Below are 25,722 nucleotides of genomic sequence, written 5' to 3'. Positions count from 1 at the left end.
TTATAGCCGAATGTTCAAATGTGAGAGCACTCCATGAAAAACAAATGCTTGGAAAGCGGGGAGATGTCTTACAATAAGGAGGTGAAACGAAAAGCCTATGGATCCTATAATTACTGTTGTCATTGTGCTCGTTGCCCTGCTGATCGGCTTGGGTGCTGGCTACTTCACTCGTAAATCGATTGCGGAAGCGAAGATCTCCAGTGCAGAAGAAGCTGCACGACAGATCGTGGAGGAAGCCAAACGGGACGCCGAAGCTGTTAAGAAGGAGAAGGTGCTGGAGGCAAAGGATGAAGTGTTCAAGCTTCGATCCGAAGCGGAAACCGAATTGCGTGAGAGACGCAATGAGATCCAGCGTCAGGAACGACGAATTCTACAAAAAGAAGAATCGTTGGACCGTAAGATGGAACAGTTGGAGCGCAAAGAAGAAGAATTGTCTGAGCGTGACCGTGCCATCGCAGAACTGCAAAGCAAGGTAGAGCACTTATATAAAGAACAAGTATCAGAGCTAGAACGAATCTCCGGCTTGACGCAGGATGAGGCGAAGACGATTATTCTCACTGATGTGGAGAATACCGTCCGTCACGAAATGGCTGTGATGATCAAGGAGATTGAGACTCAGGCCAAAGAAGAAGCGGACAAGCGTGCTCGTGAGATCATTACGACCTCCATTCAACGTTGTGCAGCGGACCACGTAGCAGAAACAACCGTTTCTGTGGTTACACTGCCAAATGATGAGATGAAGGGACGTATTATCGGACGCGAAGGACGTAACATTCGTGCCCTGGAGACGTTGACTGGTATCGATCTGATTATTGACGATACTCCAGAAGCAGTCATCCTGTCTGGCTTCGACCCGATTCGTCGGGAGATCGCCAAGACAGCGCTGGATAAACTGGTAGCAGACGGTCGCATTCACCCAGCTCGCATCGAGGAAATGGTGGAAAAAGCGCGTCGCGAAGTAGACGAGCGAATCCGTGAATACGGTGAGCAAGCAACGTTCGAAACAGGCGTTCACGGCTTGCATCCAGATCTGATCAAGATTCTCGGACGCTTGCGTTATCGTACAAGCTACGGTCAAAACGTACTGAAGCACTCTATGGAAGTGGCACATCTCGCCGGTTTAATGGCGGCGGAATTGAAAGAAGATGTGAAGCTGGCCAAACGTGCAGGTTTGCTGCATGATATCGGAAAAGCGATTGACCATGAAGTAGAAGGTTCACACGTTGAAATCGGTGTAGAACTGGCTAAGAAGTACAATGAGCATCACGTTGTAGTGAACAGTATTGCGTCTCATCACGGTGATACCGAACCAACTTCCGTCATTGCTATGCTCGTGGGAGCTGCTGACGCTCTGTCTGCCGCACGCCCAGGTGCACGCCGTGAGACATTGGAAACATATATCAGACGTTTGGAGAAACTGGAAGAAATCTCTGAGTCGTTCGATGGCGTAGAAAAGTCTTATGCGATTCAAGCAGGACGCGAAATTCGCGTGATGGTTCAACCTGATAAGATTGACGATGCGGAAGCTACCCGTCTGGCACGGGATATCACGAAACGAATTGAAAATGAACTTGACTACCCAGGTCATATTAAAGTAACGGTTATCCGTGAAACACGGGCAGTTGAGTATGCAAAGTAAAGTGGCTGCGTGCCACTTTACTTTTTTTATCGCACACCAAATGCGTGACGAAGTCAAGTTTTCTAATGAGCAGAGGAATTGTGTATACTAGCAATGAGGTGATTTGGTAATGAAGTTGTTATTCATTGGAGATATTATGGGCTTGCCTGGCAGAGAGATCGTGAAAACATATCTGCCGTTACTGAAACGAAAATACAACCCTACCTTTATCGTAGCGAATGGAGAGAACGCTGCGCATGGTCGCGGGATCACAGAGAAAATTACCAAGGAGCTTTTCGAGTGGGGGGTTCACGCGATTACGCTCGGGAATCATACGTGGGATCAAAGAGAAATTTTCGATTTTATTGATGATGAGCCGCGGATGATTAGACCCGCGAACTTCCCAGAAGGGGCACCTGGAAAAGGGATTACATATATCAAACAACCTGAAGGGGAACTAGCCGTCATTAATTTGATGGGGCGTACGTTCTTGCCACCGCTGGACTGTCCGTTCCAAATGGCTGACAAGCTAGTAGAGCAAGCTCGGAAGCGCACGAAGCTCATTTTTGTAGACTTTCATGCCGAAGCCACATCGGAGAAGCAAGCAATGTCATGGTACCTCGATGGAAAGGTAACGGCGGTCGTGGGGACACATACCCATGTGCAAACCGCTGATGAACGTATTTTGCCTCAAGGAACCGGTTTCTTGTGTGATGTAGGCATGTGTGGCCCAAGTAACGGCATTTTGGGGATGGAACGCGAAGCTGTCATTAAGAAGTTTTTGACGCAGCTCCCTGTTCGATTTGAGGTAGCACCAGATCCTGCGCAGTTGAATGCAGTGTTGATTACCCTAGATAAAACGAATGGGCATGCGAAAAAAATGGAACGAATCAGAATTGACTCTGACCATCCGTTTATGGAATAATGGGAATAAGATTAGAATTTTTTGAATCTTTCATGCAAGTTAGCAGGAATTTTTAGGGGTTATGCGAATATCATTCTAATGATGACAGGATTCCTATCAGACGGGAGGTTCAAAAAGGATGGAAGTATTAAAAGTTTCAGCAAAGTCTAACCCCAATTCCGTTGCTGGTGCCCTTGCCGGAGTTCTTCGTGAACGAGGTGCGGCTGAGATCCAAGCCATTGGCGCTGGGGCGCTTAATCAAGCTGTGAAAGCAGTAGCAATCGCACGAGGGTTCGTAGCGCCGAGTGGAGTTGACCTCATTTGTATTCCAGCCTTTACCGACATCGTGATTGATGGAGAAGAGCGAACTGCAATCAAATTAATCGTAGAACCCAGATGATACAACTGCAAATGCTTCACCTGCCTGTTTGTTCGAAGAATGAACAGGTTTTTTCGTTTGTCCAGAAGTATGAACTTCGACGTTATCGAAGAGAAGGAGCGTTTCTATATGAAAATTTTTGATGCGCATAGCGATGTATTATGCAAGCTGTGGCAGAATCCCGAGCTGGACTTTTATAAAGAAGACAAGCTCCTGCAAGCTGGTTTTACCGCCCTAGAAAAAGGGAATGTAGACATACAAGTGCTTGCCTGCTTCGTTCCTTCTCAGGTGCCGTTTGGACGACGTTTTCATACGGTACTAGAAATGATCGATATTTTTTATCAAAAGGTGGCGAGTGAACAATTCTATCCTATTTTCACAAAGGCAGATTTGGCTGAATGCGTATTAAAGGGACAGAAAGGGGCTATTCTGTTTGTAGAAGGCGCGCATGCATTAGAAGAGAGCCTCGTTCAGCTACGTACGTGGTTCCGACTTGGTGTACGAGGAATGACACTGACCTGGAATCATGGCAATGCCCTAGCAAGTGGAAACGGGGAGCCGAATCCAGGTGGACTTACTTCATTTGGACGAGAAGTCATAGAAGAAATGAATCGGCTGGGGATGATCATTGATGTTTCGCATTTGGCCGATCCAGGATTCTGGGATGTACTAGAATGCTCGAAAACACCAGTGATCGCTTCGCACTCGAACGTGAGAAGCCTATGCCATCACTCTCGCAATTTGACGGACGAGCAAATTCGAGCGTTAATCGCCAAAGATGGAGCGATCGGCTTGACGTTTGTAAACTTCTTTACCGTACAGGAGAAGCGCACAGTTTGGATCGATGACTTGCTGCGCCACTTGGATCACATCTGCGCATTGGGTGGTGTAGACCACGTAGGTTTTGGTTCCGATTTCGATGGGATTACCGAGACGTTTGGAGACATGGCATCCGCGGCAGATTACTCCCAGTTATTAGAAGCTTTGTTAAAACGTTATAAAGAGGCGGAAGTATTGAAATTTGTGCAAGGAAATTGGTTGCGTGTTTTCGGAAACGTGCTACAATAAAGCATGAGGATATTAATGTACCAAGTTCAACATTAAAATTCAGGTCAAAAGTAAGTTGAGTAAAAGCACTTGCAATTTGACATGGACAGGACTACAATTGTTACTGTCTATGCACAGAAATGTCACATCTTATCAGTCTTTTCAAGGTGTGATAGCAGCTTTTCTCACAGTCACTGAAAGGGTGGAATCTGAATGATTAGTCAACTTTCCTGGAAAGTTGGAGGACAGCAAGGGGAGGGCATCGAGAGTACTGGTGAGATTTTCTCGATGGCGATGAACCGGATGGGGTACCATCTGTATAGCTACCGTCACTTCTCTTCCCGTATTAAGGGTGGACACACGAACAATAAAATTCGCGTGAGCACAACGCCTATGCGTGCGATCTCTGACGATCTGGACATTCTCGTAGCGTTTGATCAAGAAACGATCGATTTCAATGCGCATGAGCTCCGTGAAGGCGGTATCATTATCGCGGATGCGAAATTTAATCCAAAGTTGCCGGACGGCTTGAAGCCAGTTCGCTTCTTCACTGTACCACTGACTGAAATCGCTGATGAGCTGGGAACTTCCCTGATGAAAAACATGGTGTCGATTGGTGCGTCCAGTGCCATCCTCGGCATTGCAGTGGAAAGCTTCCGTCCCATCGTTGAAGATATGTTCCTCCGCAAGGGCGAAAAAGTGGTTGAAAAGAACATGGATGCCATTCGCCGCGGTTTTGATTTTGTAAATGAATTGACTGGTGGTCAACTGCCTGAGTTCCAAATGGAAAAGGCTGATCCACAAAAACAACTGTTCCTCATCGGTAACGATGCGATCGCTCTGGGTGCTGTAGCTGCAGGCTGCCGTTTCATGCCAGCTTACCCGATCACACCTGCTTCCGAAGTAATGGAATACTTGATCAAAAAGCTGCCTAAATTGGGCGGTACGGTTATCCAAACAGAAGACGAGATTGCTGCTATTACGATGGCAATCGGTGCTAACTTCGCGGGTGCTCGTTCCTTGACTGCTTCTGCAGGTCCTGGTCTGTCCCTGATGATGGAAGCAATTGGTCTGGCGGGTATCACGGAACAACCAGTTGTAATCGTGAACACGCAGCGTGGTGGCCCATCTACCGGTATGCCTACTAAAATCGAGCAATCCGATGTGAATGCTATGATCTATGGTACACATGGTGATATTCCAAAAGTAGTTATCGCGCCAAGCACAGTAGAAGAGTGCTTCTACGATGCAGTTGAAGCGTTTAACATTGCGGAAGAATACCAACTGCCTGTAATCCTGATGACAGACTTGACGCTGTCCTTGGGTAAACAAACCGTTGTTCCATTTGACTACAACAAAGTAGAAATCCGTCGCGGAAAACTGCTTGCTGGACAAGAATTGCCAGAAAAAGAGCAAAACGACCTGTTCAAACGTTATGAAGTAACAGAAGACGGCGTTTCTCCTCGTGTTATTCCTGGTCAAAAATACGGTCTGCACCACGTAACTGGTGTTGAGCATGATCAAACTGGTCGTCCATCTGAGAATGCTGCAAACCGTATTCAACAAATGGATAAACGTATGCGCAAAATGGAAGGCGTTCTGAAAAACTTCAAAGGCGCTGTAACAGCAGATGCTCCTCACGCTGATGCGGATGTTCTGGTTGTGGGTATCAACTCTACAATTGGTACAATTCAAGAAGCAAAAGGCCGTCTGGAACAAGAGGGAATCAAAGTAAACCATGCACAAATCCGTTTGCTGCATCCGTTCCCAACTGAAGAAATCAAAGCACTGGTAGATAAAGCGAAGAAAGTTGTTGTTGTTGAGCACAACGCTCAAGCACAAGTAACAAGCTTGCTCAAGCAACACGTTGGAAACGCTGAAAAAATCGAATCCGTGCTTAAATATGACGGTAACCCATTCCTGCCGAAGGAAATCTATGCTGAAGTGAAGGAGCTGGTAAAACATGGCGACTATGAAAGAGTTTCGAAATAACGTTAAGCCAAACTGGTGCCCAGGCTGTGGTGACTTCTCCATCCAAGCGGCTATTCAACGCGCCGCAGCAAACGTAGGCCTGGAACCTGAAAATCTGGCGGTTGTTTCCGGTATCGGTTGCTCTGGTCGTATTTCCGGCTACATCAACTGCTATGGTTTCCACGGTATTCATGGACGTTCCCTGCCAATCGCACAAGGTGTGAAAATGGCAAACCGCGAGCTGACAGTTATCGCAGCTGGTGGTGACGGAGATGGTTTCGCGATCGGTATGGGTCATACTGTACACGCTATCCGTCGTAACATGAACGTTACGTACATCGTAATGGATAACCAAATCTACGGTCTGACAAAAGGTCAAACCTCTCCGCGTTCCGCGACTGGTTTCGTGACCAAGTCTACACCGGCAGGTTCCATCGAGTCTTCCATTTCCCCAGTTGAACTGGCGCTGTCTGTAGGTGCGACTTTTGTTGCTCAATCCTTCTCCAGCGATCTGAAGGGCTTGACTGAACTGATCGAAAAAGGTATCCAACACGAAGGCTTCTCCTTGATCAACGTATTCAGCCCTTGTGTAACGTACAACAAGGTAAATACGTACGACTGGTTCAAAGAGAACATCGTACCAGTAGAAACGATCGAAGGATACGATGCACATGACCGTATCAAAGCAATGTCTACTTCCATGCAATACAAAGGTCTGATTACAGGTCTGATCTACCAAAACACTGAGCAAAAACCTTATGAAGCTCTCGTAAATGGCTTCAAAGAAGAAGGTTTGGTTAACCAAGACATTCGTTTGTCTGAAGAAGACTTCGAAAAATTGGTTAAAGAATTTGCTTAAGTTTGATAGAGTGAAAAACCTCTCCTTAACGGGAGAGGTTTTTTTATTACACGCGATCCCGCCACTGCCTGTACACGAGCATGACAAGGAAAAAGACGACCAGTTGACCAAAGAGTGGATACAGGTAACGGAGAAGTGAGCTAAACCCGATAAAACTGATCAAATAGCAAATGAGCAAAATCCCGAGTAAAATTGTCGGACCTCGAAGGGGGATAACTTGTCTAATCTGTTGGGCTAGACCAAATACGTTTGCCACAAGAGTGGAGAAAATTTCGGCATATACCAATAGGGAGAACAAAAAGGGAATCGTTGGTCCTAAGCCTTGCAGCACAGCGATCATGGGCATTTCCGCGTGATGGATTCCCGGCATTTTTACAGATAGGGAAGCGTAAGCGAGCAAGAGCAAAAGGCCTATTCCCAGCCCTCCTATGATTCCCCCTAGGAGAAGAGGTTTCTCGCTGGGACTCTGTCTGCCCATCGGAATCAAAACCGCTTGTGTTAGTGTGACATTTAAGGCAACATAATAAAAGGGAGAGCTAAGCCACGCCCAAGGCCGTAACGATTCAACGACGACACTCGTATCTAACCATGGCTTCGTATAAAAAAAGACAAGTACAGTAAAACCAATGAGCATCGGAACAAAAATACTGTTCACGTGATGGATGGCAAATAGCCCTTTTTTCGTCACGAAAAAAATCAAGATCATGCTAAACCAAATACCGATTTGGGGAGATAATCGAAATGACTCCCAAAAAATCGCACCGGTAGCAGCGAGCATGACGGAGGTAGTGCCTAGCAATACGGTTAGAAGCAAGGTATTAAATACAGTGCCAAACGGATGCCCAAATAAATAGGTGCTGACTTCTTGATAGGAATCGGCCTGAATCCGATAGGCAATCAGCATGACGCGGATACCTGCCCAAATAAACAGCATCGTCGCCAGAATGATGCCAACTAAGCCTTGTGTTCCATATTGAACAAAGAACTCTACAATTTCTTTGCCTGAGGCAAAACCAGCTCCTACGACTGTCCCAATATACGTAAAAGCGATCTGCCATGCGGCTCTCCATGTTCCTTGCATCTCAGACCTCCTGTCCCACCTTATTCCATCCTATGAGAGGGAGTGAACCGAATATGCGCGTTACTGTGTTAGGCTATCAATCTCCTTATCCTGGCCCAGGGGGTGCTACTCCGGGTTACCTGATTGAGACAGACCGTGTCAAAATTCTTCTAGACTGCGGCAGCGGTGTTCTTGCGCAGTTAGGAAAGCATTTACCTATTTTTGAGCTGGATGCTATGCTCTTATCCCACTATCATCATGATCATGTTGCGGATGTAGGAGTGATGCAGTACGGTTTGATGGTTCATCAGTTATTTGGCCAAAGACCTGCTGACAAGCCGCTTCCGATCTACGCTCCTGCGCTGCCTGTGGCCAATGCCGAGACATTGGTGTATCGAAGGGCGACCACATTTACCCCAATCACCGAAGAAACGTCTGTTACCATTGGGGACGTTGCAATCACTTTTTTACGGACAGACCACGGTGACGGAGATCCTTGCTACGCCATGCGTTTAGAAGCCAACGGACGTGTCCTTGTATACGGAGCGGACAGTGGACCAGGTACAGCCTGGGAGGGCTTTGCAAGTCAAGCGGATTTGTTTATTTGCGAAGGGACCTATCTAGATTACAATGTACCAGCGAAGCCAAATGGACACCTTTCTGTTCGCCAAGCGGCGGAATTGGCGCAATCCCTATCCTGCCGTTCTTTATTAGTCACACATTTGTTTTACGGCTATGAGGAGTCCCAAGTAATTGCGGAGGCCAATGCCTTTGTCGAAGGTCCAGTTTATGCAGCGCGAATTGGTCTGCAAATCGATTTATAACGTTGTTTGTGTACATAGAGAGGAGAGCTGACTGTGTTTCCAAATGTATTAGAAGTCGCACGCAAATTAATCCGTGAACGGGTACAAGTAGGGGAAACGGTTGTAGACGCTACAATGGGGAATGGAAATGACACCTTATTTCTTGCGCAATTGGTGCAAGAAGAGGGGAAGGTAATCGCCTTCGATATCCAGCCGCAGGCGATTGAGAAAACGCGCGAGAGACTCGAGAGAGAAGGTCTGGCGAACAGGGTAGAAATGAAGCTCGCCAGTCATGAGGAAATTGACAAACTGGAGATTCTTGCCGCGGCAATCATGTTTAATTTGGGCTATTTGCCGGGTGGAGACAAGGAAATTACAACTCAAGCGAGCAGTACCATTCAGGCGATTCAATCAGGATTGAGGGTGCTCAGACCAGGTGGAATCATGACAGTCATGATTTATTGGGGGCATCCGGCGGGAGAGACGGAAAAAGAGGCAGTGGAAGCATTTTGCCACGAGCTAAGTCAATTGGATTATTTGGTTTTAAAATACCAATATATCAATCAGCAAAACCAAGCCCCATTTTTACTGGCCATCGAGCGCAGGGGACAATAAAAAAACGAAACGCGATCCTTTCCCGGGCAAGCGCAGCATCCGACATCATTCTTATGAGAAAGCAATGATTTTGTCAGGTTGCGAAAGAGGTGTACAAAAATAGGCACGCTCTTGGCCTTTCTGGCACATACCCTATGTAGAGCAATGTGGCAAGGGGGATCTGCGTGGACAGAATCGGAATAATGTTGGATTGGGCCCTTATGGTGAAAGGAATTCAAGGCATCAAGTCATATGAGCGTCTGCCTTATTATGTCGAAATCGGTAAAGAGCTTGGGTTGGAGCCAGTTTTTTTTCATCCGCGGCATGTGAAGCCAGGAGATGAAAGAGTCAAAGGATATTTTTGGAACGGAAACCGGCTCGTCTCACAACTGGTTTCAGTCCCGGGAGTCATCCACAATCGTGTTTTGACAGGGGATGCAAAAGCGCGGAATGTGATTCGAAGATTGAGCCAAAAGAAAACGGTGTTCAATGGCTTGGTTGTACGGGATAAGCGGAAAGTACACCAGATGCTCTGGAAAAATGAACAAATTCGCAGCTATCTGCCGCATACAGTGCCTTATTCCATGGAGCAGTTGCGTCAGTTTTTAAATAAGTACCAGGTGGTGTACGTCAAGCCTTCGATTGGATCAGTCGGAATTGGGGTAGCACGTATTGAACGGCATGGAGGCAATTATCATTTCATTGCATCGAAGAAACGGCAGATCTTATCTCATTCGCAGATCTTCTCCACGGTGCGACGTTGGGTTGGTAACAAAAGATTTTTGATCCAGCGAGGAATTCCTTTGGCCCGCTATGGAGGCAAAACGTTTGATATTCGTGTTTCGGTGCAGAAAAACAAAGAGAAACAGTGGACTGTGAGCGGGATGGTTGCCAAGGTCGCCAATACGAAAAACAAGCTGAGTAATCTCTCTCGAGGAGGGACAGCAGTACCGTTTTCGGAAGCTTTGGTACCCATCTTTCCTGAGGTGAAACAACAACAAGCTGTCATTGAAAGAGTTGGCATAGCGGCGGTGGAAATTGCGGAGCAGTACGGTCGGCATTTTTCATCATTAGCAGACTTAGGGATGGATATGGGAATTGACGAGAGAGGCAATCCGTATTTGATCGAAGTCAATGTGCGTGACCAACGCTATTCTTTTTTCAAAGCAGGGGAAAAAGAGATGTTTAAACAAACGTACCGTCATCCACTGGAATATGCGCAGGCATTGCTCACGGAAAAAAAGAAACGGAAACATCTACTCCTAGCGCCAAGCCAATTGCTCTAAAGAAGACAGGCAGAAGAATGTGAAAAAGACGGTGGCATTTATTGCCCCGTCTTTTCGTATGCCTTGACCTACGATTCTGCTGGCTGTTGTTGGTCAGCCAATGGAAAGGGCAGATTGCGAAAGTGACGATATACCAAAGCCAAAATCGATTTTCGAGTCAAGATTCCTTGGAAATAGTGCTCCTCGTCTTCAATACAGACGAAAGGGTGATTAATGGACACTTCTAATGCTTTCAAAAATTCATCGGTGTCACGCAATCGAGGGACCTTCGCATCCATCACATCATCTACAATATGTTCGGACATACGCTCAGTCTCGAAGCGCTCCAAACCAAGAGTCTTATTCATGATCATATTCGTGCTGATTAACCCATGCAAACGATACTGATGATCCAGTACAGGAACGGCTGAATAGCCGGACTTGATTAGGACTAGCAGGGCGTGCTCAAGCGAATTACCTAGCTGCACATGTGCGACCTTTGTGGACGCAATTATGAGATCTTTGATCGGAATATGTAACAAAGGGATCTCTTGATTCATTCAGATCCACCACCTTTTCTTTCTGTCGTCTATAGCAGTAAGAACTGCATGTGGTCCCCTTCTATGATACCGTAAGAGAGGTACAAACGGTAGGGCTACATTTAGAAAACTTGGCATCGCCAAGGGTTTTGTCGGGGCTAAAGACGAAAAAAGCCCGGCAGTTATGCCAGGCAAGTAATCGAGGTGTGGAACAATCGTCCCTAGCTCTAGTATGCGAGCTCAAATTGTTTTTTACATTAGGAGTTTAGAGGAAACCAGTTTCTCCCTTACGCTTTATACGTTTGATTATTGAAAATGGGCTTGGCTTCCACCCGTTTTTTTCGATTGAACCAAAAGGACATCGTCGTCAACTCGTATAGGAAAATGCAAAGTGGCGGTGTAATCACGAACATGCCGAGAACCATTGACGGTGTCGACCAGCCTAGTCGATGAATGACGTAGCTCTGCATCAAGAACAAGATCAACGGATGAACCAAATAGATGGCCATATTTTGTTTGGCCAACCGGGAAAGCCACGGACCAAGTTTAGGCAGCTTGCCGAAATAACTGGATGCAGGGTAAAAGCTGACGATTACACAGAGTGTGTACAACAAGTAAAGCGGCTCGAAAATGTTCATACTCTCGTAATAGCTTTTGGAGCCAGAAAGATAGCTGTAAGCCATCCAAACGCCTGCACTTGCCATTACAACGATAGAAGGTATTTGAAGACGTTTCACCCATGTCCGCCATTTATCCACATTCATCCCGGCATAAGCGCCGAGTGCAAAAGTAAACACGTACATGAAAACATAATGCTGTCCGTAAACATACGTGTGCTTCACAAGGGACAGGAATGGGGTTGCAGCCCAATCAATGGCCCATAACGGCGTAATGAACAAATAGTGGTAGAGAAGGTACAGACCAGCTTGTCCAATAAATAGGACGATGATCCAACGAAAATTCAAGTACCGTTCCATCCACGGTTTAATCAGGCAAAACAACAAGCACAATTGCAAGTAAACCGGAATGTAGTACAAGTGGTAGAAAGAGCTACCCGTAAACAGACTATCGAAAAACGGTTCTACCAGCACGGCTGGGTCAAAGGTTTGATGCTTAAAATAGGTGAAGATGGCCGTCCAAATTACGTAAGGCAATATAACAGCGCGCCAGCGTTTTTTCCAGAAAGCACGCCAATCCAATTGTCGATTTTGATACCAGTAAAACAGCAGCATTCCAGTTGCAAATATAAACAAAGAGCGACCGAATTTTAATAAGATAATTAGAACGGCTTGCAAATCACTATTCCACGGATACGTCTTCTCATTGGCCAGGAAAAAACTGAGGATGTGAATCATCAAGACAGTAAGTGCCCCAAAAACAAAAAGGGCATTCAGATCCTGAAACGTCCCCTTTCGATTGCTATTCATAATTCCTCCAGAATTTTACCGGCAGCACCTGGAGAATCAAAAACAAGTACAACGCCCGTTATTCGGGTAAGTGCCAGTCAGGTGCGGCCAGTTCTTTTGCGGTATAAGAAAATAAGTGTAATCGCTGCGACAAATGATGCCTCGACTCTGTCACTAACTCATTTTGCACATAAAAGGGGGTAGGTGATACAGCCCACTCAGAACGGATTGTCTCCAATAGACGTGCTTTTACATCATCCATTGTGGCCAATTTTCCAGTCAAACTGGCAATGCTGCCAACGGTAGAAGCATCAATGGAAGGAATTGGCTTATGGCTTTGCATTTCATCCAAGCCGGCGAGACGGTAAAAGTGCTCCATCCATTCGCCTCGTGGACGATCGTCGACGTTAATGCATAATTGCAAAATAGAGCCGTGGCGTGTGCGTCTTTGTGCCATACCTCCGATTTTTTTACCGTGAATGGAAAAATCGTATTCCCCTGCACAGTAAGAACCCGTCACTTCTCCAAATTCCAGCTTTCCGTAATCGCGCAGGCCCACATCAAGAAGCTGGGCAACAAACGAGAAGAAGGAGTCAATGGAAATCGAAGTGTTAGGCAATAAACAAGCCATATTGAGTACGCCAGCATCAAGCGGAACACAAGCTCCTCCAGACGAGCGAAGAACACAACCAAAGCCATCTTGACCGAACTGATGCAAGGCTTGCTGGAGATGTGGAAGCTTGGCGTCTCTGCGGCCGAGATACAGCGCCTGATCGTACACCCAGAGATGAATGACAGGTGCTGCTGATTCAGATTGCATACTGGCTGCCAACGCTTCATCACGAATTAAAGGCTCAAGTGGACTATCCTGGTAGGTACCGGAGTCCATCCAGCGAAACGGTTGATTAACAGAAAAAGACATAGGAAGGCTCCTTCACAGGACAAGAATAGCTACCATTATAACATCTGAAATGCGTTTATTTCTACGTTTTCGCTATCTTTTTTCCATTTGGTAGAACATGCATGTCGTGTGGAGTGAAAAAATACCCGACAGGCCAAGATAGCTTGTCGGGTGGGATATGGGTCTTTATTTCGTCTCTTTAAAGGTGAAATTGTCCAGGTAAGTCGTTTTGCGAGGAGCGCCTTTTGTCGCTTCTTCTTGCAGATACAGACCGAGTTTTTTGCCTTCTTGTTTCACATATTGTTGACCGAACAAGTATTGATCGTTCAAGTAAATGGAAACGGTATTGTCAGTGACAGCCACCTTCAAGCGATTGCTTGATTTCAGCTTGTAGGTGCTGGATGAGATGATGTCGATATCGTCGTCTTCCACATCATTTACTTTTCCTAAAACAACGCGATCTTTTTGGATGAAGACGACATTGGCTTTTCCATCTTTGCCGTTGAAGTACAGACCGCCTAAACCTTCACTGCCAACCACATTCACATCGACGCTCAATTCATAATTCTTGACGTTGTCAGATTCATTCCAGCGAAGTGGCAGAAGGTAATGATCCAGATCATCATCATCGGATTCAGCAGTCACTTGTTTGCTAGCGACCTCCCAGTTACCGATCGCTTTGTCAGTATCCCAGTTTTTCAATTTGGTATCAGAGAAGGAATCGCTGATATTGATTTTCTCTGGTTCTGGCTGAGGCTGCGGTTGACCAGGGGTAGGGAATACAATTTTGCTTTCATCATCGCCACGATCCAAAATAGCACGATAGAGCAGAGAAGCAGCTTCCGCACGAGTAATCGGATCTTGTGGACGGAAATTGCCATTGTATCCTTTCATCAGATCGGTTTGGATCGCAATCGCAATATACGGACGCAGAGCGGACGAAATATCGTCGTAATCACGGAACTTTTTCAATTGATCCAAGTCGGCTTTGTACTTTTGATCGTAGCCCAACAGGCGTACCAATGCGACAGCAATATCTTCTCGTACTGCCGCTTTATCTGGCTTATACGTGTAGGTAGAGCCGGATTTGTAACCAGTCAAGTAAGGCTTGGCGTGCTCCACATACAAAAATGCCCAGTGATGACGAGGGACATCTTTAAAGGTTTGCTCGACGTAGCGTTTGTTTATATCTACATCTGCTGCTGCAATCATAATTTTGGCAAATTCGGCGCGGGTTACCTCATTGTTCGGTCTAAATGTTCGATTGTCGTACCCTTTGATGATCCCTTTTGCCGCCATCTCCGTAATTTCCTTGTATGCCCAATGGCTACGCGGAACGTCAGAGAACGAAGGGGTGGAAGCGGCACCGACGACCGGGATAATCGTTAAGAACATCAACACCGACAAAAATACGGCTAGTGCTCTTTTCATATTTACCTCCTCAAAATGGCAATGTAGTTTTTGTTGACTGCTATTCAGACGTCGAGTGGGCTTGTATTGTTGCAGGGGAAAAAAATATTATGATGAAAATAGGAAAAAAGGAGGAGTTTCAAAAAAATTGGCAGGTAAGGAGGAGTATGTACCAATGGTAAGGGCATGCAGGACCAACATGGGTATGTTTGGAAAGACGTTGTCTATCAGACTTTCGCCGTTTCGTACATATTTTGCCTCATAATGGTTATTATGCATTGGCTTTTGTATCACCCAAAATGATATAATTCTTTATTGGTTACTTATGTAGATGATTATAGCTGAGGTGATATATGATGAAGGAAACGAAAGAGGCGACTGTGGACTTAAAATCCGTTAAGTCTCCAAAGAAGACGGAAGACTATGCGAAATACTTCCAGGCCCCCTCTCTGAAAGATGCGAAAACGCGCGGTAAGGAAGAGATTTTAGTCCATTACGATTTTCATATCCCAGAAGACATGCAGAACATCGGAAAAGGAAAGCGCTATCACGTTCGTACGTATGGCTGCCAAATGAACGAGCATGATTCGGAGACGATTTCTGGTATTTTGCAGGCAATGGGTTATACCTCCTCTGATTCTGTCGAAGATGCGGATGTCATTCTATTTAACACCTGTGCGATCCGCGAAAATGCAGAGGATAAAGTATTTGGGGAGCTTGGCCACATGAAGCGGCTCAAGAATAACAATCCAAATCTGATCCTCGGTGTATGCGGCTGTATGTCCCAAGAAGAGAAAGTCGTCAAGAAAATCCTGAAAAGCTACCAGCAGGTCGACTTGATTTTTGGAACGCACAATATTCACCGATTGCCAGAACTGTTGCGCGATGCGATGTTCAGCAAAGAAATGGTGATTGAGGTTTGGTCCAAAGAAGGCGATATCGTCGAAAATATGCCGAAGCTCCGCGAAGGAAACACCAAGGGCTGGGTTAACATCATGTACGGCTGTGACAAGTTCTGTACGTACTGTATCGTGCCGTATACCCGCGGAAAAGAACGCAGTCGACGCCCGGAAGATGTCATCGCAGAAGTGCGTGATCTCGCTCGCCAAGGCTTTAAAGAAATTATGCTTCTTGGACAAAACGTCAATGCGTACGGGAAAGATTTTGAGGATATCAAGTACGGTTTTGGAGACCTGATGGACGAGATCCGCAAGATTGATATCCCGCGTGTGCGTTTCACGACAAGTCACCCGCGCGATTTTGATGACCACTTGATTGAGGTGCTGGCAAAGGGCGGCAACCTGGTGGAGCAAATCCATTTGCCTGTCCAATCCGGATCGACAGAAGTACTCAAGCGGATGGCACGTAAATACTCGCGTGAGCATTATCTGGAGCTCGTTCGCAAAATCAAGGACGCGATCCCGAATGTCTCGCTTTCTACCGATATTATTGTTGGCTTCCCAGGCGAGACCGATGAGCAGTTTGAAGATACGATTTCGATGGTGGAAGAGGTCAAGTATGATTTTGCCTATACCTTCATTTACTCCCCACGTGAAGGTACACCGGCTGCTGTCATGGAAGACAACGTTCCGATGGAAGTGAAAAAAGCACGCTTGTATCGACTCAATGAAGTGCTGGCTGGCATCGCTCTGGAGCAGAACAAAAAACTGCAGGATCAGGTTGTCGAGGTACTCGTGGAAGGCGAATCGAGGACGAATGCGGAAGTGCTTGCGGGACGTACGCGTACGAACAAGCTTGTCCATTTCACCGGCGACAAATCTTTGATCGGACAGTATGTGCACATAAAAATTACGGATGCGAAAACGTGGACACTCCACGGTGAACTCGTATCCAAAGTTGAGGTGTAGGTCATTATGGAACAAACAAACGTTTTTACACAGAAGGAAATTCTCGATAAAGCTCGCGAGCTTGCCGCTATGATCGCGCGTACGAATGAAGTTGATTTCTTCAAACGTGCTGAACTGCAAATCAAACACAATGAACGTGTGCAAGATTTGATTGATACATTGAAGCAGAAACAAAAGCAAATGGTGATGTTTGAATCCATCAACAAGCCGGAACTGGTGAAAAAAGTGGAGGACGAGTACAACCAATTGCACGAAGAGCTGGATGCCATTCCAATCGTTACGGAATTCAAGCAATCGCAGGTTGATGTGAACGATCTTTTGCAAATGGTCACGAACGTGATCACGAACACCGTATCGGAGCGTATTATTTTGGATACAGGCGGAAACCCATTGACTGGAAAGACTGGTGGCGGGCCTGAAAAGAAAAAATCTGACGGCTGCTGCTCCTAATTCTTGATAGAAAGCCTTCCCGGCGCTGTTCTGATCAATACCCAACAACTTTCCCAAATATAAGGTGGTTGTTTGCACGCTAGTCGAATGCCCTGCATACAAATGTACAGAAACGTTGTATGGAGGAGGTAACGAAATGTCGGGTATAGACAAAGATCTACAGTGCCGGGAACTTATCGCGAAAGCAGTCTGCGGCAAAGGCCATAAATTTTCTATTACCACCCACACCATCATACCGTCGCAAACTCCTTCGACGATCCTCGGATGCTGGGTTATAAACACGAACTTCCAAGCAGAGAAAGTCGGAGATGCCGTTGAAGTATCTGGTACGTATGACGTCAACCTGTGGTTTTCGTTTGCTAATAACACGCAAACCGAAGTCAAGCGGGAAACGGTTCATTTCTCCGTTCTCGTACCGCTTACGTTCTTCGACAAGAACTGCAGAGGCGATCTGGAAATCGTTGCACGTGCCGTGGAGCAACCGAAGTGCATAAAAGCGGAGTTAAGTGGTGGTGGCACAATCACGGTCAGAGTTGAAAGCGAATATGCAGTAGAGGTCATTGGAGAAACAAAGGTGTGCGTTGTTGTCTGCAATAGTTGTGATGACAAAGAATTCCATCTGGTTGACGACTTTGAAGATAACAGTGACGAGTTTGATGACTTTGATTCCGCTACGCTACTCGACGAGCTCGACTAAAGAGGAGAAATTATCTCCTCTTTTTTCTTTTTTTCGGATACAGGTCATTCACACTTTTTTCTGGGCGCATTCATAAGATAACGAAAGAACAGCGAGGGAGTGTGGAAGGCATGATTCTACGCACAAAAACGAGTCAGCGAGCTAACGGGCAGGAAACGCCAGCAACACAACCGATGACGGCCAACGCGAAAGAAGTCGTAGCCTATTTGCATCGTCCTGAAATCGGTCGCTGGTTGCTCCGGCAGGGGCGAATACCTGTTACAGGAAATGAAGCGCGACCGGGCTGGCGAACATATAGGGTATGCCTTTACCAAGACTATGTACTGGATATTGCCAGAAGCGAGGAGCAATCACATTGGCTGCTGCACCGTCTGCAGGAACCCGAGTGGCATTCCGTCACCTTGCCTTCCACTGAAACAGAGATTCAGATGGTGCAAGGGCTGGCTACGCGCAGTTTGTATGCCGTGGGAGCGGATGCGGGTCAAGTGACGATCATGGCGGCTTCTCCCCATCGACTTAAGGTCGTCGAGGTGGAACCAAATTGGCCAGCCAGCCATGCTGACGAATATATGCAGCGTGCCCGAGATTGGTGGGAAGCTCGGATGCGTAAACAGCCGCAAACGCTACAAAGTTTGGGGGCTGATCCGGAATTTGCTTTGCGCAAGCCCACAGGAGAAATGGCACTTGCTTCTGACTTCCTGAGCATCAATGGGGCGGTTGGATGTGATACGACACGCTACCGGGAAGAATTAGGTCTCCATCAGCACCCGGTTGCAGAGTTGAGACCTGCGCCATCGGAGGACCCTGATCAATTATTTACGCATATCTACGATAATCTGGCACTCGCCTACCAAAAAATAGGGGACGCGTCTATCGAATGGCTCGCTGGAGGAATGCCGTTTCAAGGTTATCCAATCGGCGGGCATATTCATTTTGGCGGGCTCACACCTACTTTTTCTCTTCGGCGAAAGCTGGATGCGTACTTGGCTCTTCCTCTAGTTCTGATTGAGGATGCAGGCTGTATGAGCCGCAGAGAGCGCTATGGATTTTTGGGGGATGTAAGGGAGAAGGAATATGGATTCGAATACCGTACACTCCCGAGCTGGCTCGTTGATCCCCTTGTCGCTCGTGGGATTCTTCATTTGGCCCATTTGGTTGCAACCAATCACGAGAAGTTACAAGCGTCGCCTCATCTCAAGCTACCGCTAATCAAAGCATATTACCAAGGCGAAAAAGAAAAGCTCCTGCCGTACGTAGTTCAAGTCTGGAAAGAAGTAAAGGAGCTGCCAGGCTATACGCTGTCACGAATTCATTTGGATCGATACTTTTCGTTTTTAATCGAGAGTCAATCGTGGAGAACGGATGAAGACCTGCGCAAGATATGGAAGCTACCATAAACGGATACTACCATCCGATGCAGGGTCAACATTACCGTTCAATCATGATATAATAGCGACGAGAATTAGTAGGCTAGGAGAAGAAAATCATGGCTCAATATACCCCGATGATTCAACAGTATCTGGCTATCAAAAAAGATTATCCGGATACTTTCTTATTTTTTCGCTTAGGTGATTTTTACGAACTGTTTTTTGATGACGCCATTCTTGCGTCCCGTGAGCTGGAAATTACACTGACGGGACGTGATGGTGGTGGTTCTGAGCGCATACCAATGTGTGGAGTTCCACATCATGCGGCAGACGGCTATATCGCAGAGCTACTAAAAAAAGGACATAAAGTAGCCGTTTGCGAGCAAGTCGAAGATCCAAAAGAAGCCAAAGGGGTCGTTCGCCGGGAAGTGACACGCGTCATTACCCCAGGTACGATGATGGAAGGCAAATGGCTGACGGATAAGGAAAACAATTACATGGCAGCGTTGGCCCAAGTAGAAGGGCGAACGGGTGTTGCTGCGTGTGATATGAGTACAGGCGAGATGTACGTTACTTCCTTGGCAGGACAGGCAGAGAGTGTCCTGGATGAAGCTTTGCAATATCGCCCTAAGGAGCTCGTCTTTTTTGGCCTCGCTGCTTTGCCGAAGACTGCACTGCCATCTACTGTCGTGGATGCGCACCAACTGGACGTATTTGCAGTGGATAGTCAATACGCGGAGCAGGCAAAAGGGCTGGATGTGTCCATGCGAGCGGCGGTCAATGCACTCTTGTTCTACATAGGGACGACGCAAAAACGTAGCCTTGCCCATATGCGCCTGTTAAAGCAGTACGATGCAAAGCAGTATCTGCAAATGGACGGCTTTTCCAGACGCAATTTAGAATTGACTGAGACCATTCGCGATAAGACGAAAAAAGGCTCCCTGTTGTGGCTGTTGGATCGGACTCAAACGGCAATGGGTGGTCGTCTTTTGCGCAGATGGATTGAGCGTCCATTGCTCAGTCGCGATCAGTTGGAGGCACGCCTGAGCGCTGTGGAAGCCTTGAAGGGGGACATGCTGCTTCGCTCGGATTTGCGGACTTGCTTGGATCGTGTCTATGATTTGGAACGTCTGGCGGGCCGTATTTCCTACGGGAATGCGAACGCACGAGATCTCATTCAGCTACGGATGTCTTTGGAAGCTGTTCCAGAGCTGAAGCAGTATATGATCCAAACGAATACCCCAGTATTGATGGAACTGGCTAATGGGATGGATGAATGTGCAGATATTGTCAACTATTTGGCTCATGCCCTTGTGGATGATCCCCCGATATCGGTTCGTGAAGGCGGAATGATTCGGACGGGATATGATGAGTACCTGGACAAGCTCCATACGGCAAGCCGTGAAGGGAAGACGTGGATCGCCCAACTGGAGCAGGGAGAACGGGAAGCGACAGGGATTCGTTCGCTTAAAGTTGGCTTCAATAAGGTATTCGGCTATTACATCGAAATATCGAAATCAAACATTGCCAACGTTCCGGCTGGTCGGTATGAGCGCAAGCAAACTTTAGCCAATGCAGAGCGGTACATCACGCCAGAGTTGAAGGAACGTGAAGCCCTCATTCTGGAAGCAGAAGAAAAGATGATTGAGCTGGAGTACCAGCTATTCGTTGCTGTAAGAAGTGAAGTCGCGAAGCATATACCAAGACTACAGAACCTCGCGGAGCGCATTGCGTCTGTGGACGTTCTCCAGGCGTTTGCTACAGTAAGCGACGAGCGGGGATTTGTACGCCCTGAGCTTGTGGAAAGCGGCGATTACGTCATTACAGAAGGGCGCCATCCAGTGGTAGAAGCTGTTCTGGAGCGCGAAAAATACGTGGCTAATGACGTGGAGATGGATCAGACCAATCGTCAAGTTTTGCTCATTACGGGTCCGAATATGGCGGGTAAGAGTACGTACATGAGACAGATTGCCTTGATCACGGTGATGGCACAAATCGGTTGCTTTGTTCCTGCTAAACAGGCCAAGCTGTCGATTGTCGATCAGATTTTTACTCGAATTGGGGCAGCCGACGACTTGGTAGGCGGGCACAGTACGTTTATGGTGGAAATGCTGGAGACGAGACACGCCCTGCAAAAAGCGACAGCGAAGAGCTTGATCCTGCTCGATGAAATTGGTCGCGGGACTTCGACGTACGATGGAATGGCGCTTGCACAAGCAGTCATTGAGTACATTTGCCAAAAAATCGGTGCCAAAACACTCTTCTCGACGCATTACCACGAGTTGACCGGGTTAGCTGAGACGTTGAGTGGTGTCGTGAATGTCAACGCTCGATGCGAAGAACGGGAAGGGAAGCTCTTGTTCCTTCACAAAATTGAAGAAGGACGAGCAGATAAGAGTTATGGAATTCATGTGGCAGAGCTTGCGGAAATGCCGACTTGGGTCATTGAGCGGGCGCGTAGCATCTTAACCGGACTTGAAGCAAATGGGAGTACAGGGAATGGAAATGCAGCGAGTGACGTCCAAATGTCGCTCGAAACGCTATGGACGGCACCAGTTGCTGCGGTGCGTGAAGAGCCGATGCAGTTTGCGTCAGCGGAGGAAGAAGCGATTATGGCTGAGCTGCGCGAGCTGGATTTGAATTCAACGACGCCAATGGACGCCATGATGAAACTATATGCATGGAAACAGCAATTGAAAAAGCGATAGGGTTCGTCCGGAGGGGAGGCACTCATGGGAACCATTCAAGTTTTAGATGAGCAACTCGCCAATATGATTGCTGCAGGTGAAGTAGTCGAAAGACCGGCTTCGGTTGTCAAAGAGCTGGTCGAAAATTCAATTGATGCTCGTGCAACGACAATCGAGATCCACGTTGAGGAAGGCGGTCTGGAGATGATTCGGATCGTTGACAATGGGAGGGGGATGGATCGGGAAGATTGTCAGCTGGCTTTTGAGCGCCATGCTACGAGTAAAATTAGCAACGCTCGTGATTTATTCCGCATTCGTACGCTGGGCTTTCGCGGAGAGGCACTGCCGAGTATCGCGGCAGTCTCGCGTATGGAACTCACGAGCAGCACGTCCAGTAGTGAGGTAGGTACTCATCTCTTGATTGAAGGTGGGCAGCTCGGAACGATTTCCGATAAAGCCGCTGTAAAAGGGACAGAAGTATGTGTACGCAGCTTGTTTTTCAACACACCTGCTCGCTTGAAATATATGAAGTCGATCGCCACGGAAGTCGGACATATTTCTGATTATGTGAATCGGCTTGCACTCACGCATCCGTCGATCTCCTTCTTGCTGACTCATAACGGCAAGACACTCTTGCAAACGTCTGGGGACGGAAAGCTGCTGCACGTCATGGCGGCGATCTACGGTGTGCAGGTCGCGAAGCTGTTGCTTCCAATTGCAGGGGAGACTCTCGATTATAAGTGGTCTGGTTTTCTTTCGAAGACGGAAGTGACAAGGGCGAATCGCTCTTACCTTTCGACACTGGTAAACGGTCGATACGTGCGTAGCTATTCGATCAACAATGCGATTATGCGCGGTTATCATACATTGTTACCGATCGGTCGTTATCCGATTGTAGCTTTGCAGATCGAAATGGATCCGTCACTGGTAGATGTGAACGTACATCCTGCCAAACTAGAGGCGAGATTCAGTAAAGAAGATGAATTGTGCAGTGCCATAGAACAATCGGTAAAAGAGACATTGCGACAAGGCTTGGGGATTGTCAGACCCATGGTTACTCAACCAAAAGCTAAGGTCGTCACCCAGGTTGTTCAACCGCAGTTTGACCTGCAAATTACCAAGCCTGATACTCCGCAATCGCCGTTACTAGCCGCGAGTCCCCGACTCCAGGAATGGATGGCCAAGCAGGAGGTACCAAGTAAGCAAGTGGATCTAGTGACGCCTATCGCTCCATCTTTTGAGAATGGCACGGTGAAGGAGACTGCGGCCAACTATGAAAAGCTAGAGGCTGCAAAAGTAGAGGCTATCCCGCATGAAATCGTGAAGGCGACTCTATTGGATCAAACAGACACCAGGGAAGCTTTCCAGCCTAATGAGCCGAAGATTCCGGTACAATTGGACATTGCCCAGGCACCATCTCCTGCGTACCCAATCCATGAAATCAGCAGCGAGGATCATTCAGCCATAGCGGGTACCGAACAAACACCGCCACTCGTGGAAGCCACCAATGAAAATGAAACAGATTCGCCTGTCCCCGTTATGTATCCAGTTGGTCAAGTCCATGGTACCTACATCGTCGCGCAAAATGACGAAGGCATGTATTTAATTGATCAACATGCCGCGCAGGAGCGGATTTTTTACGAGTATTTCATGGACAAGCTTGCAGAAGAGGACATTTCCAGCCAGATCATGCTGTTTCCTCATACGGTGGAATATACGGCTGCAGAGGCAAGCAAACTGGAGAAGCGCCTGTCGCTTTTGCAATCGTTTGGTTTGGAGATCGAGGCGTTCGGTGGACGGACCTTTATCGTTCGCGCTCATCCACATTGGTTCCCAGAAGGGGCTGAGCTTGAGGTCATTGAGGAGCTCATTCAGTTTGTACTGGAAACGGGAGAAAACACCCAAGCCAATGTCGTTCTGATGCGCGAAAAAGCTGCCATCATGATGTCCTGCAAAGCATCGATTAAAGCGAACCGCTTCCTGACGCATGCAGAGATGGAAAGCTTGCTGAATCAGCTACGCAAGACGAGCAGTCCGTATACGTGCCCGCACGGCAGGCCGATTGTGATTCATTTTACTAGTTATGACTTAGAAAAAATGTTTAAGCGTGTGATGTGAACGATGCCCTCCTGCGGAAAAATCCGGGGAGGGTATTCTACTGTAAAAAGAAAGCGGGAAAAAACAAAAGTCAATAAGCAAATCTCATGCTGGAACAGAGCTTCTTCCATCGAGGACCTATTAACTGGTCCTGATTGGGGACTACGTTTGGACGGCGGTCCTGGCTGGCACCCGATGGCATTGCTCCACTAAAAAGTGGGGCTTTTCTTTTTTCTTCACCCCTAAAAAACAAGAACTACTTGTAAACTAGAGTAACTATTTTGATTGATAGATAGCTAAAGTACTAGACTGCCGCTTTTTGATTGAACTAACGATACCCGTTCTACGAATTCATGAGATTAGAGTGAGTATTCTTAATCATTTAGAGGGAGTTAAATAACAACTTCAATTTGTGATACGGTTCTCCGCGCTGTCTGTAACGGCAAGTTTTAGAGCCATCCTTTTGGGGGATGGCCCTTTCATTTATGCTCGCTCAAAAAACCGTTGTTTTTCGTTACTTCAATCGTTCTTCGATTAAGTTTAACAGTAGTGCTTTCTCTTCGTTAGGAATCCATTCCGATAGTCTAGCCGCTGCAATCGGTAACATCCACTCATCAATGTCACTGAACTGCAGACCAGAATATGAAAGATATTGTTCCAAGTATACTCCGTTTATTTTATCTCTCATCAGTTCAAGTGCATCTTTAACGCTACTTGGAGCCTCATCAGGCAGCGTACCAAAACGGAATAATAGCAAAGTTCGAGCGACATCACCAGCAGGATTACCGATCATCCCTGTCATCCAATCTATTACCCAGTTACGCTCACCGATCATAACATTTTCTGGATGAAAATCACCATGGCATAGACGGTTTCCATCCGGTAGATTTTTCAAATATTCAATGATCTCATGCTTCACTTCGCTAGATAGTTGGGAAGCGTTCTGAACGTTACGAGCCAAGACCTCTTTCTGATTAAGGACGGATGATCCTCCAATTCGTTCCACATCAAGTTCATATTTATGTATGCGATAATGTAGTTCAGCAAACTCTTTAGTCAAGCAATCGAGTTCGTTAGGAAACTGAACACCCATACGAAGCAGTGTTGAGCCCTCAATCCTTTCGAACACAATACCCTTCTTATGATCAAAGTCAATCAAATCGTACGCTCTTGGAGCAGGAATTTCAAGGAAGGCCACAATCCGATTTACTTCATATTCATATTTCACCGCTTCCATTGGAAATCCGTCCCTATAAAGCTTTAATATCTTCTCCTGATCTTGAGCAAATACTTCGGCTGTTCGACCCTCGCTAATCTTTTTCAATGTATCATCTCCTACTTTGAAATCTCCCTGTGATTATGCTTCATATTAGGAATGCTGCCTGCTAACTTAAAAAAGCGAATCTATTACAATTTCTTATATATATCAAGTTCGTGATCCAGACCAAGACCCCTTTTCGAGGGGTCATTATTATTTTCAGGAGGGACGTAAGAATGAGCGTTATCAAGATACGGCAGGACTTTGTCGTCCTGCGCTGCGCTGGAGCACTTCCGGTGCTTTCTTTAATCAGGTTGAGGACTACTTCAACCAACTAAGGGTTGAACATGAGGACGAAGCGGAGAAATTAAGTGTCAGACTCAGAAAAAAATTAGACTGACTGGCGCTTCATTAAGCTAATTGGCAAATTAGTTTAAGATCAAGCGCGGAGAACCGTATCATAAGTAACGGCAAGTTTTTTCGGAAAAACTCGCAGAAGGCTTGGAAAGGCGCTTTGGTGTGCATGGTTTGGGATGGGCACG

Annotated in this window: 21 protein-coding genes; 15 read left to right on the top strand and 6 right to left on the bottom strand. The window is 46.8% G+C overall.

Features of this window, described 5'->3' with window-relative positions:
* Positions 1–97: 97 nt before the first annotated feature.
* The 6 genes from rny to BBR47_RS17030 all read left to right on the top strand — a co-directional run bounded on the left by rny (position 98) and on the right by BBR47_RS17030 (position 6,778).
* Positions 98–1,639, top strand: coding sequence for a ribonuclease Y (gene rny / locus BBR47_RS17055; protein ID WP_007719154.1), 1,542 nt, complete (start codon positions 98–100; stop codon positions 1,637–1,639).
* A gap of 109 nt (positions 1,640–1,748) precedes the next feature.
* Entirely contained in the window at positions 1,749–2,543 is a 795-nt protein-coding gene (locus tag BBR47_RS17050) for a TIGR00282 family metallophosphoesterase (protein ID WP_015891676.1), read from the top strand.
* A gap of 118 nt (positions 2,544–2,661) precedes the next feature.
* Positions 2,662–2,922: a stage V sporulation protein SpoVS gene (spoVS, locus tag BBR47_RS17045; RefSeq protein ID WP_003385776.1), complete on the top strand. Its 261-nt coding sequence runs from the start codon at positions 2,662–2,664 to the stop codon at positions 2,920–2,922.
* 108 nt (positions 2,923–3,030) lie between these two features.
* Positions 3,031–3,969, top strand: coding sequence for a dipeptidase (locus tag BBR47_RS17040; RefSeq protein WP_015891675.1), 939 nt, complete (start codon positions 3,031–3,033; stop codon positions 3,967–3,969).
* A gap of 192 nt (positions 3,970–4,161) precedes the next feature.
* A complete protein-coding gene (locus BBR47_RS17035) occupies positions 4,162–5,940 on the top strand; it encodes a 2-oxoacid:acceptor oxidoreductase subunit alpha (RefSeq protein WP_015891674.1) in 1,779 nt (592 codons plus the stop codon).
* Positions 5,912–6,778 (top strand): 2-oxoacid:ferredoxin oxidoreductase subunit beta, encoded by an 867-nt coding sequence (locus tag BBR47_RS17030; protein WP_015891673.1) that lies wholly within the window; start codon positions 5,912–5,914, stop codon positions 6,776–6,778. The genes BBR47_RS17035 and BBR47_RS17030 overlap by 29 nt, the downstream gene beginning before the upstream one ends.
* Positions 6,779–6,824: 46 nt before the next feature.
* Here BBR47_RS17030 and BBR47_RS17025 read toward each other — a convergent pair whose 3' ends face one another.
* Positions 6,825–7,859, bottom strand: a complete 1,035-nt coding sequence (locus BBR47_RS17025; RefSeq protein WP_015891672.1) for a YkvI family membrane protein — start codon at positions 7,857–7,859, stop codon at positions 6,825–6,827.
* A gap of 53 nt (positions 7,860–7,912) precedes the next feature.
* Between BBR47_RS17025 and BBR47_RS17020 the strand changes: the two genes are divergently transcribed.
* From BBR47_RS17020 to BBR47_RS17010, 3 genes are all read left to right on the top strand, one after another.
* Complete coding sequence (locus BBR47_RS17020) at positions 7,913–8,662, top strand: MBL fold metallo-hydrolase (protein WP_015891671.1); 750 nt, start codon at positions 7,913–7,915, stop codon at positions 8,660–8,662.
* Positions 8,663–8,695: 33 nt separating this feature from the next.
* On the top strand, positions 8,696–9,256 hold the full coding sequence (locus tag BBR47_RS17015; protein WP_015891670.1) for a tRNA (mnm(5)s(2)U34)-methyltransferase: 561 nt from the start codon (positions 8,696–8,698) through the stop codon (positions 9,254–9,256).
* A gap of 164 nt (positions 9,257–9,420) precedes the next feature.
* Positions 9,421–10,521: a YheC/YheD family protein gene (locus BBR47_RS17010; protein WP_041749484.1), complete on the top strand. Its 1,101-nt coding sequence runs from the start codon at positions 9,421–9,423 to the stop codon at positions 10,519–10,521.
* Between the two features lie 68 nt (positions 10,522–10,589).
* On the opposite strand, the gene cbpB is transcribed toward BBR47_RS17010, so the two are convergent.
* The 4 genes from cbpB to BBR47_RS16990 all read right to left on the bottom strand — a co-directional run bounded on the left by cbpB (position 10,590) and on the right by BBR47_RS16990 (position 14,777).
* Positions 10,590–11,060, bottom strand: a complete 471-nt coding sequence (cbpB, locus tag BBR47_RS17005; protein WP_015891668.1) for a cyclic-di-AMP-binding protein CbpB — start codon at positions 11,058–11,060, stop codon at positions 10,590–10,592.
* Between the two features lie 266 nt (positions 11,061–11,326).
* Positions 11,327–12,466: an acyltransferase gene (locus tag BBR47_RS17000; protein WP_015891667.1), complete on the bottom strand. Its 1,140-nt coding sequence runs from the start codon at positions 12,464–12,466 to the stop codon at positions 11,327–11,329.
* Positions 12,467–12,524: 58 nt separating this feature from the next.
* Positions 12,525–13,367: a lipoate--protein ligase family protein gene (locus BBR47_RS16995; RefSeq protein ID WP_015891666.1), complete on the bottom strand. Its 843-nt coding sequence runs from the start codon at positions 13,365–13,367 to the stop codon at positions 12,525–12,527.
* Positions 13,368–13,532: 165 nt separating this feature from the next.
* Positions 13,533–14,777 (bottom strand): S-layer homology domain-containing protein, encoded by a 1,245-nt coding sequence (locus BBR47_RS16990; protein ID WP_015891665.1) that lies wholly within the window; start codon positions 14,775–14,777, stop codon positions 13,533–13,535.
* A gap of 335 nt (positions 14,778–15,112) precedes the next feature.
* Between BBR47_RS16990 and miaB the strand changes: the two genes are divergently transcribed.
* The 6 genes from miaB to mutL all read left to right on the top strand — a co-directional run bounded on the left by miaB (position 15,113) and on the right by mutL (position 23,943).
* Positions 15,113–16,624: a tRNA (N6-isopentenyl adenosine(37)-C2)-methylthiotransferase MiaB gene (miaB, locus tag BBR47_RS16985; RefSeq protein WP_015891664.1), complete on the top strand. Its 1,512-nt coding sequence runs from the start codon at positions 15,113–15,115 to the stop codon at positions 16,622–16,624.
* Positions 16,625–16,630: 6 nt separating this feature from the next.
* Complete coding sequence (locus BBR47_RS16980; protein WP_015891663.1) at positions 16,631–17,074, top strand: RicAFT regulatory complex protein RicA family protein; 444 nt, start codon at positions 16,631–16,633, stop codon at positions 17,072–17,074.
* Positions 17,075–17,210: 136 nt separating this feature from the next.
* Positions 17,211–17,771, top strand: a complete 561-nt coding sequence (gene cotE / locus BBR47_RS16975; RefSeq protein ID WP_015891662.1) for an outer spore coat protein CotE — start codon at positions 17,211–17,213, stop codon at positions 17,769–17,771.
* Between the two features lie 110 nt (positions 17,772–17,881).
* Positions 17,882–19,168 (top strand): putative amidoligase domain-containing protein, encoded by a 1,287-nt coding sequence (locus BBR47_RS16970; protein WP_015891661.1) that lies wholly within the window; start codon positions 17,882–17,884, stop codon positions 19,166–19,168.
* Positions 19,169–19,257: 89 nt separating this feature from the next.
* On the top strand, positions 19,258–21,846 hold the full coding sequence (gene mutS, locus BBR47_RS16965; RefSeq protein ID WP_015891660.1) for a DNA mismatch repair protein MutS: 2,589 nt from the start codon (positions 19,258–19,260) through the stop codon (positions 21,844–21,846).
* Between the two features lie 24 nt (positions 21,847–21,870).
* Positions 21,871–23,943: a DNA mismatch repair endonuclease MutL gene (gene mutL / locus BBR47_RS16960; protein WP_015891659.1), complete on the top strand. Its 2,073-nt coding sequence runs from the start codon at positions 21,871–21,873 to the stop codon at positions 23,941–23,943.
* A 493-nt stretch (positions 23,944–24,436) separates the two neighbouring features.
* On the opposite strand, the gene BBR47_RS16955 is transcribed toward mutL, so the two are convergent.
* On the bottom strand, positions 24,437–25,246 hold the full coding sequence (locus BBR47_RS16955; protein ID WP_015891658.1) for an aminoglycoside phosphotransferase family protein: 810 nt from the start codon (positions 25,244–25,246) through the stop codon (positions 24,437–24,439).
* Between the last annotated feature and the right edge of the window lie 476 nt (positions 25,247–25,722).

This window comes from Brevibacillus brevis NBRC 100599 (assembly GCF_000010165.1).
Lineage (GTDB): Bacteria > Bacillota > Bacilli > Brevibacillales > Brevibacillaceae > Brevibacillus > Brevibacillus brevis_D.
This window is presented reverse-complemented; position numbering and strand designations above follow the sequence as displayed.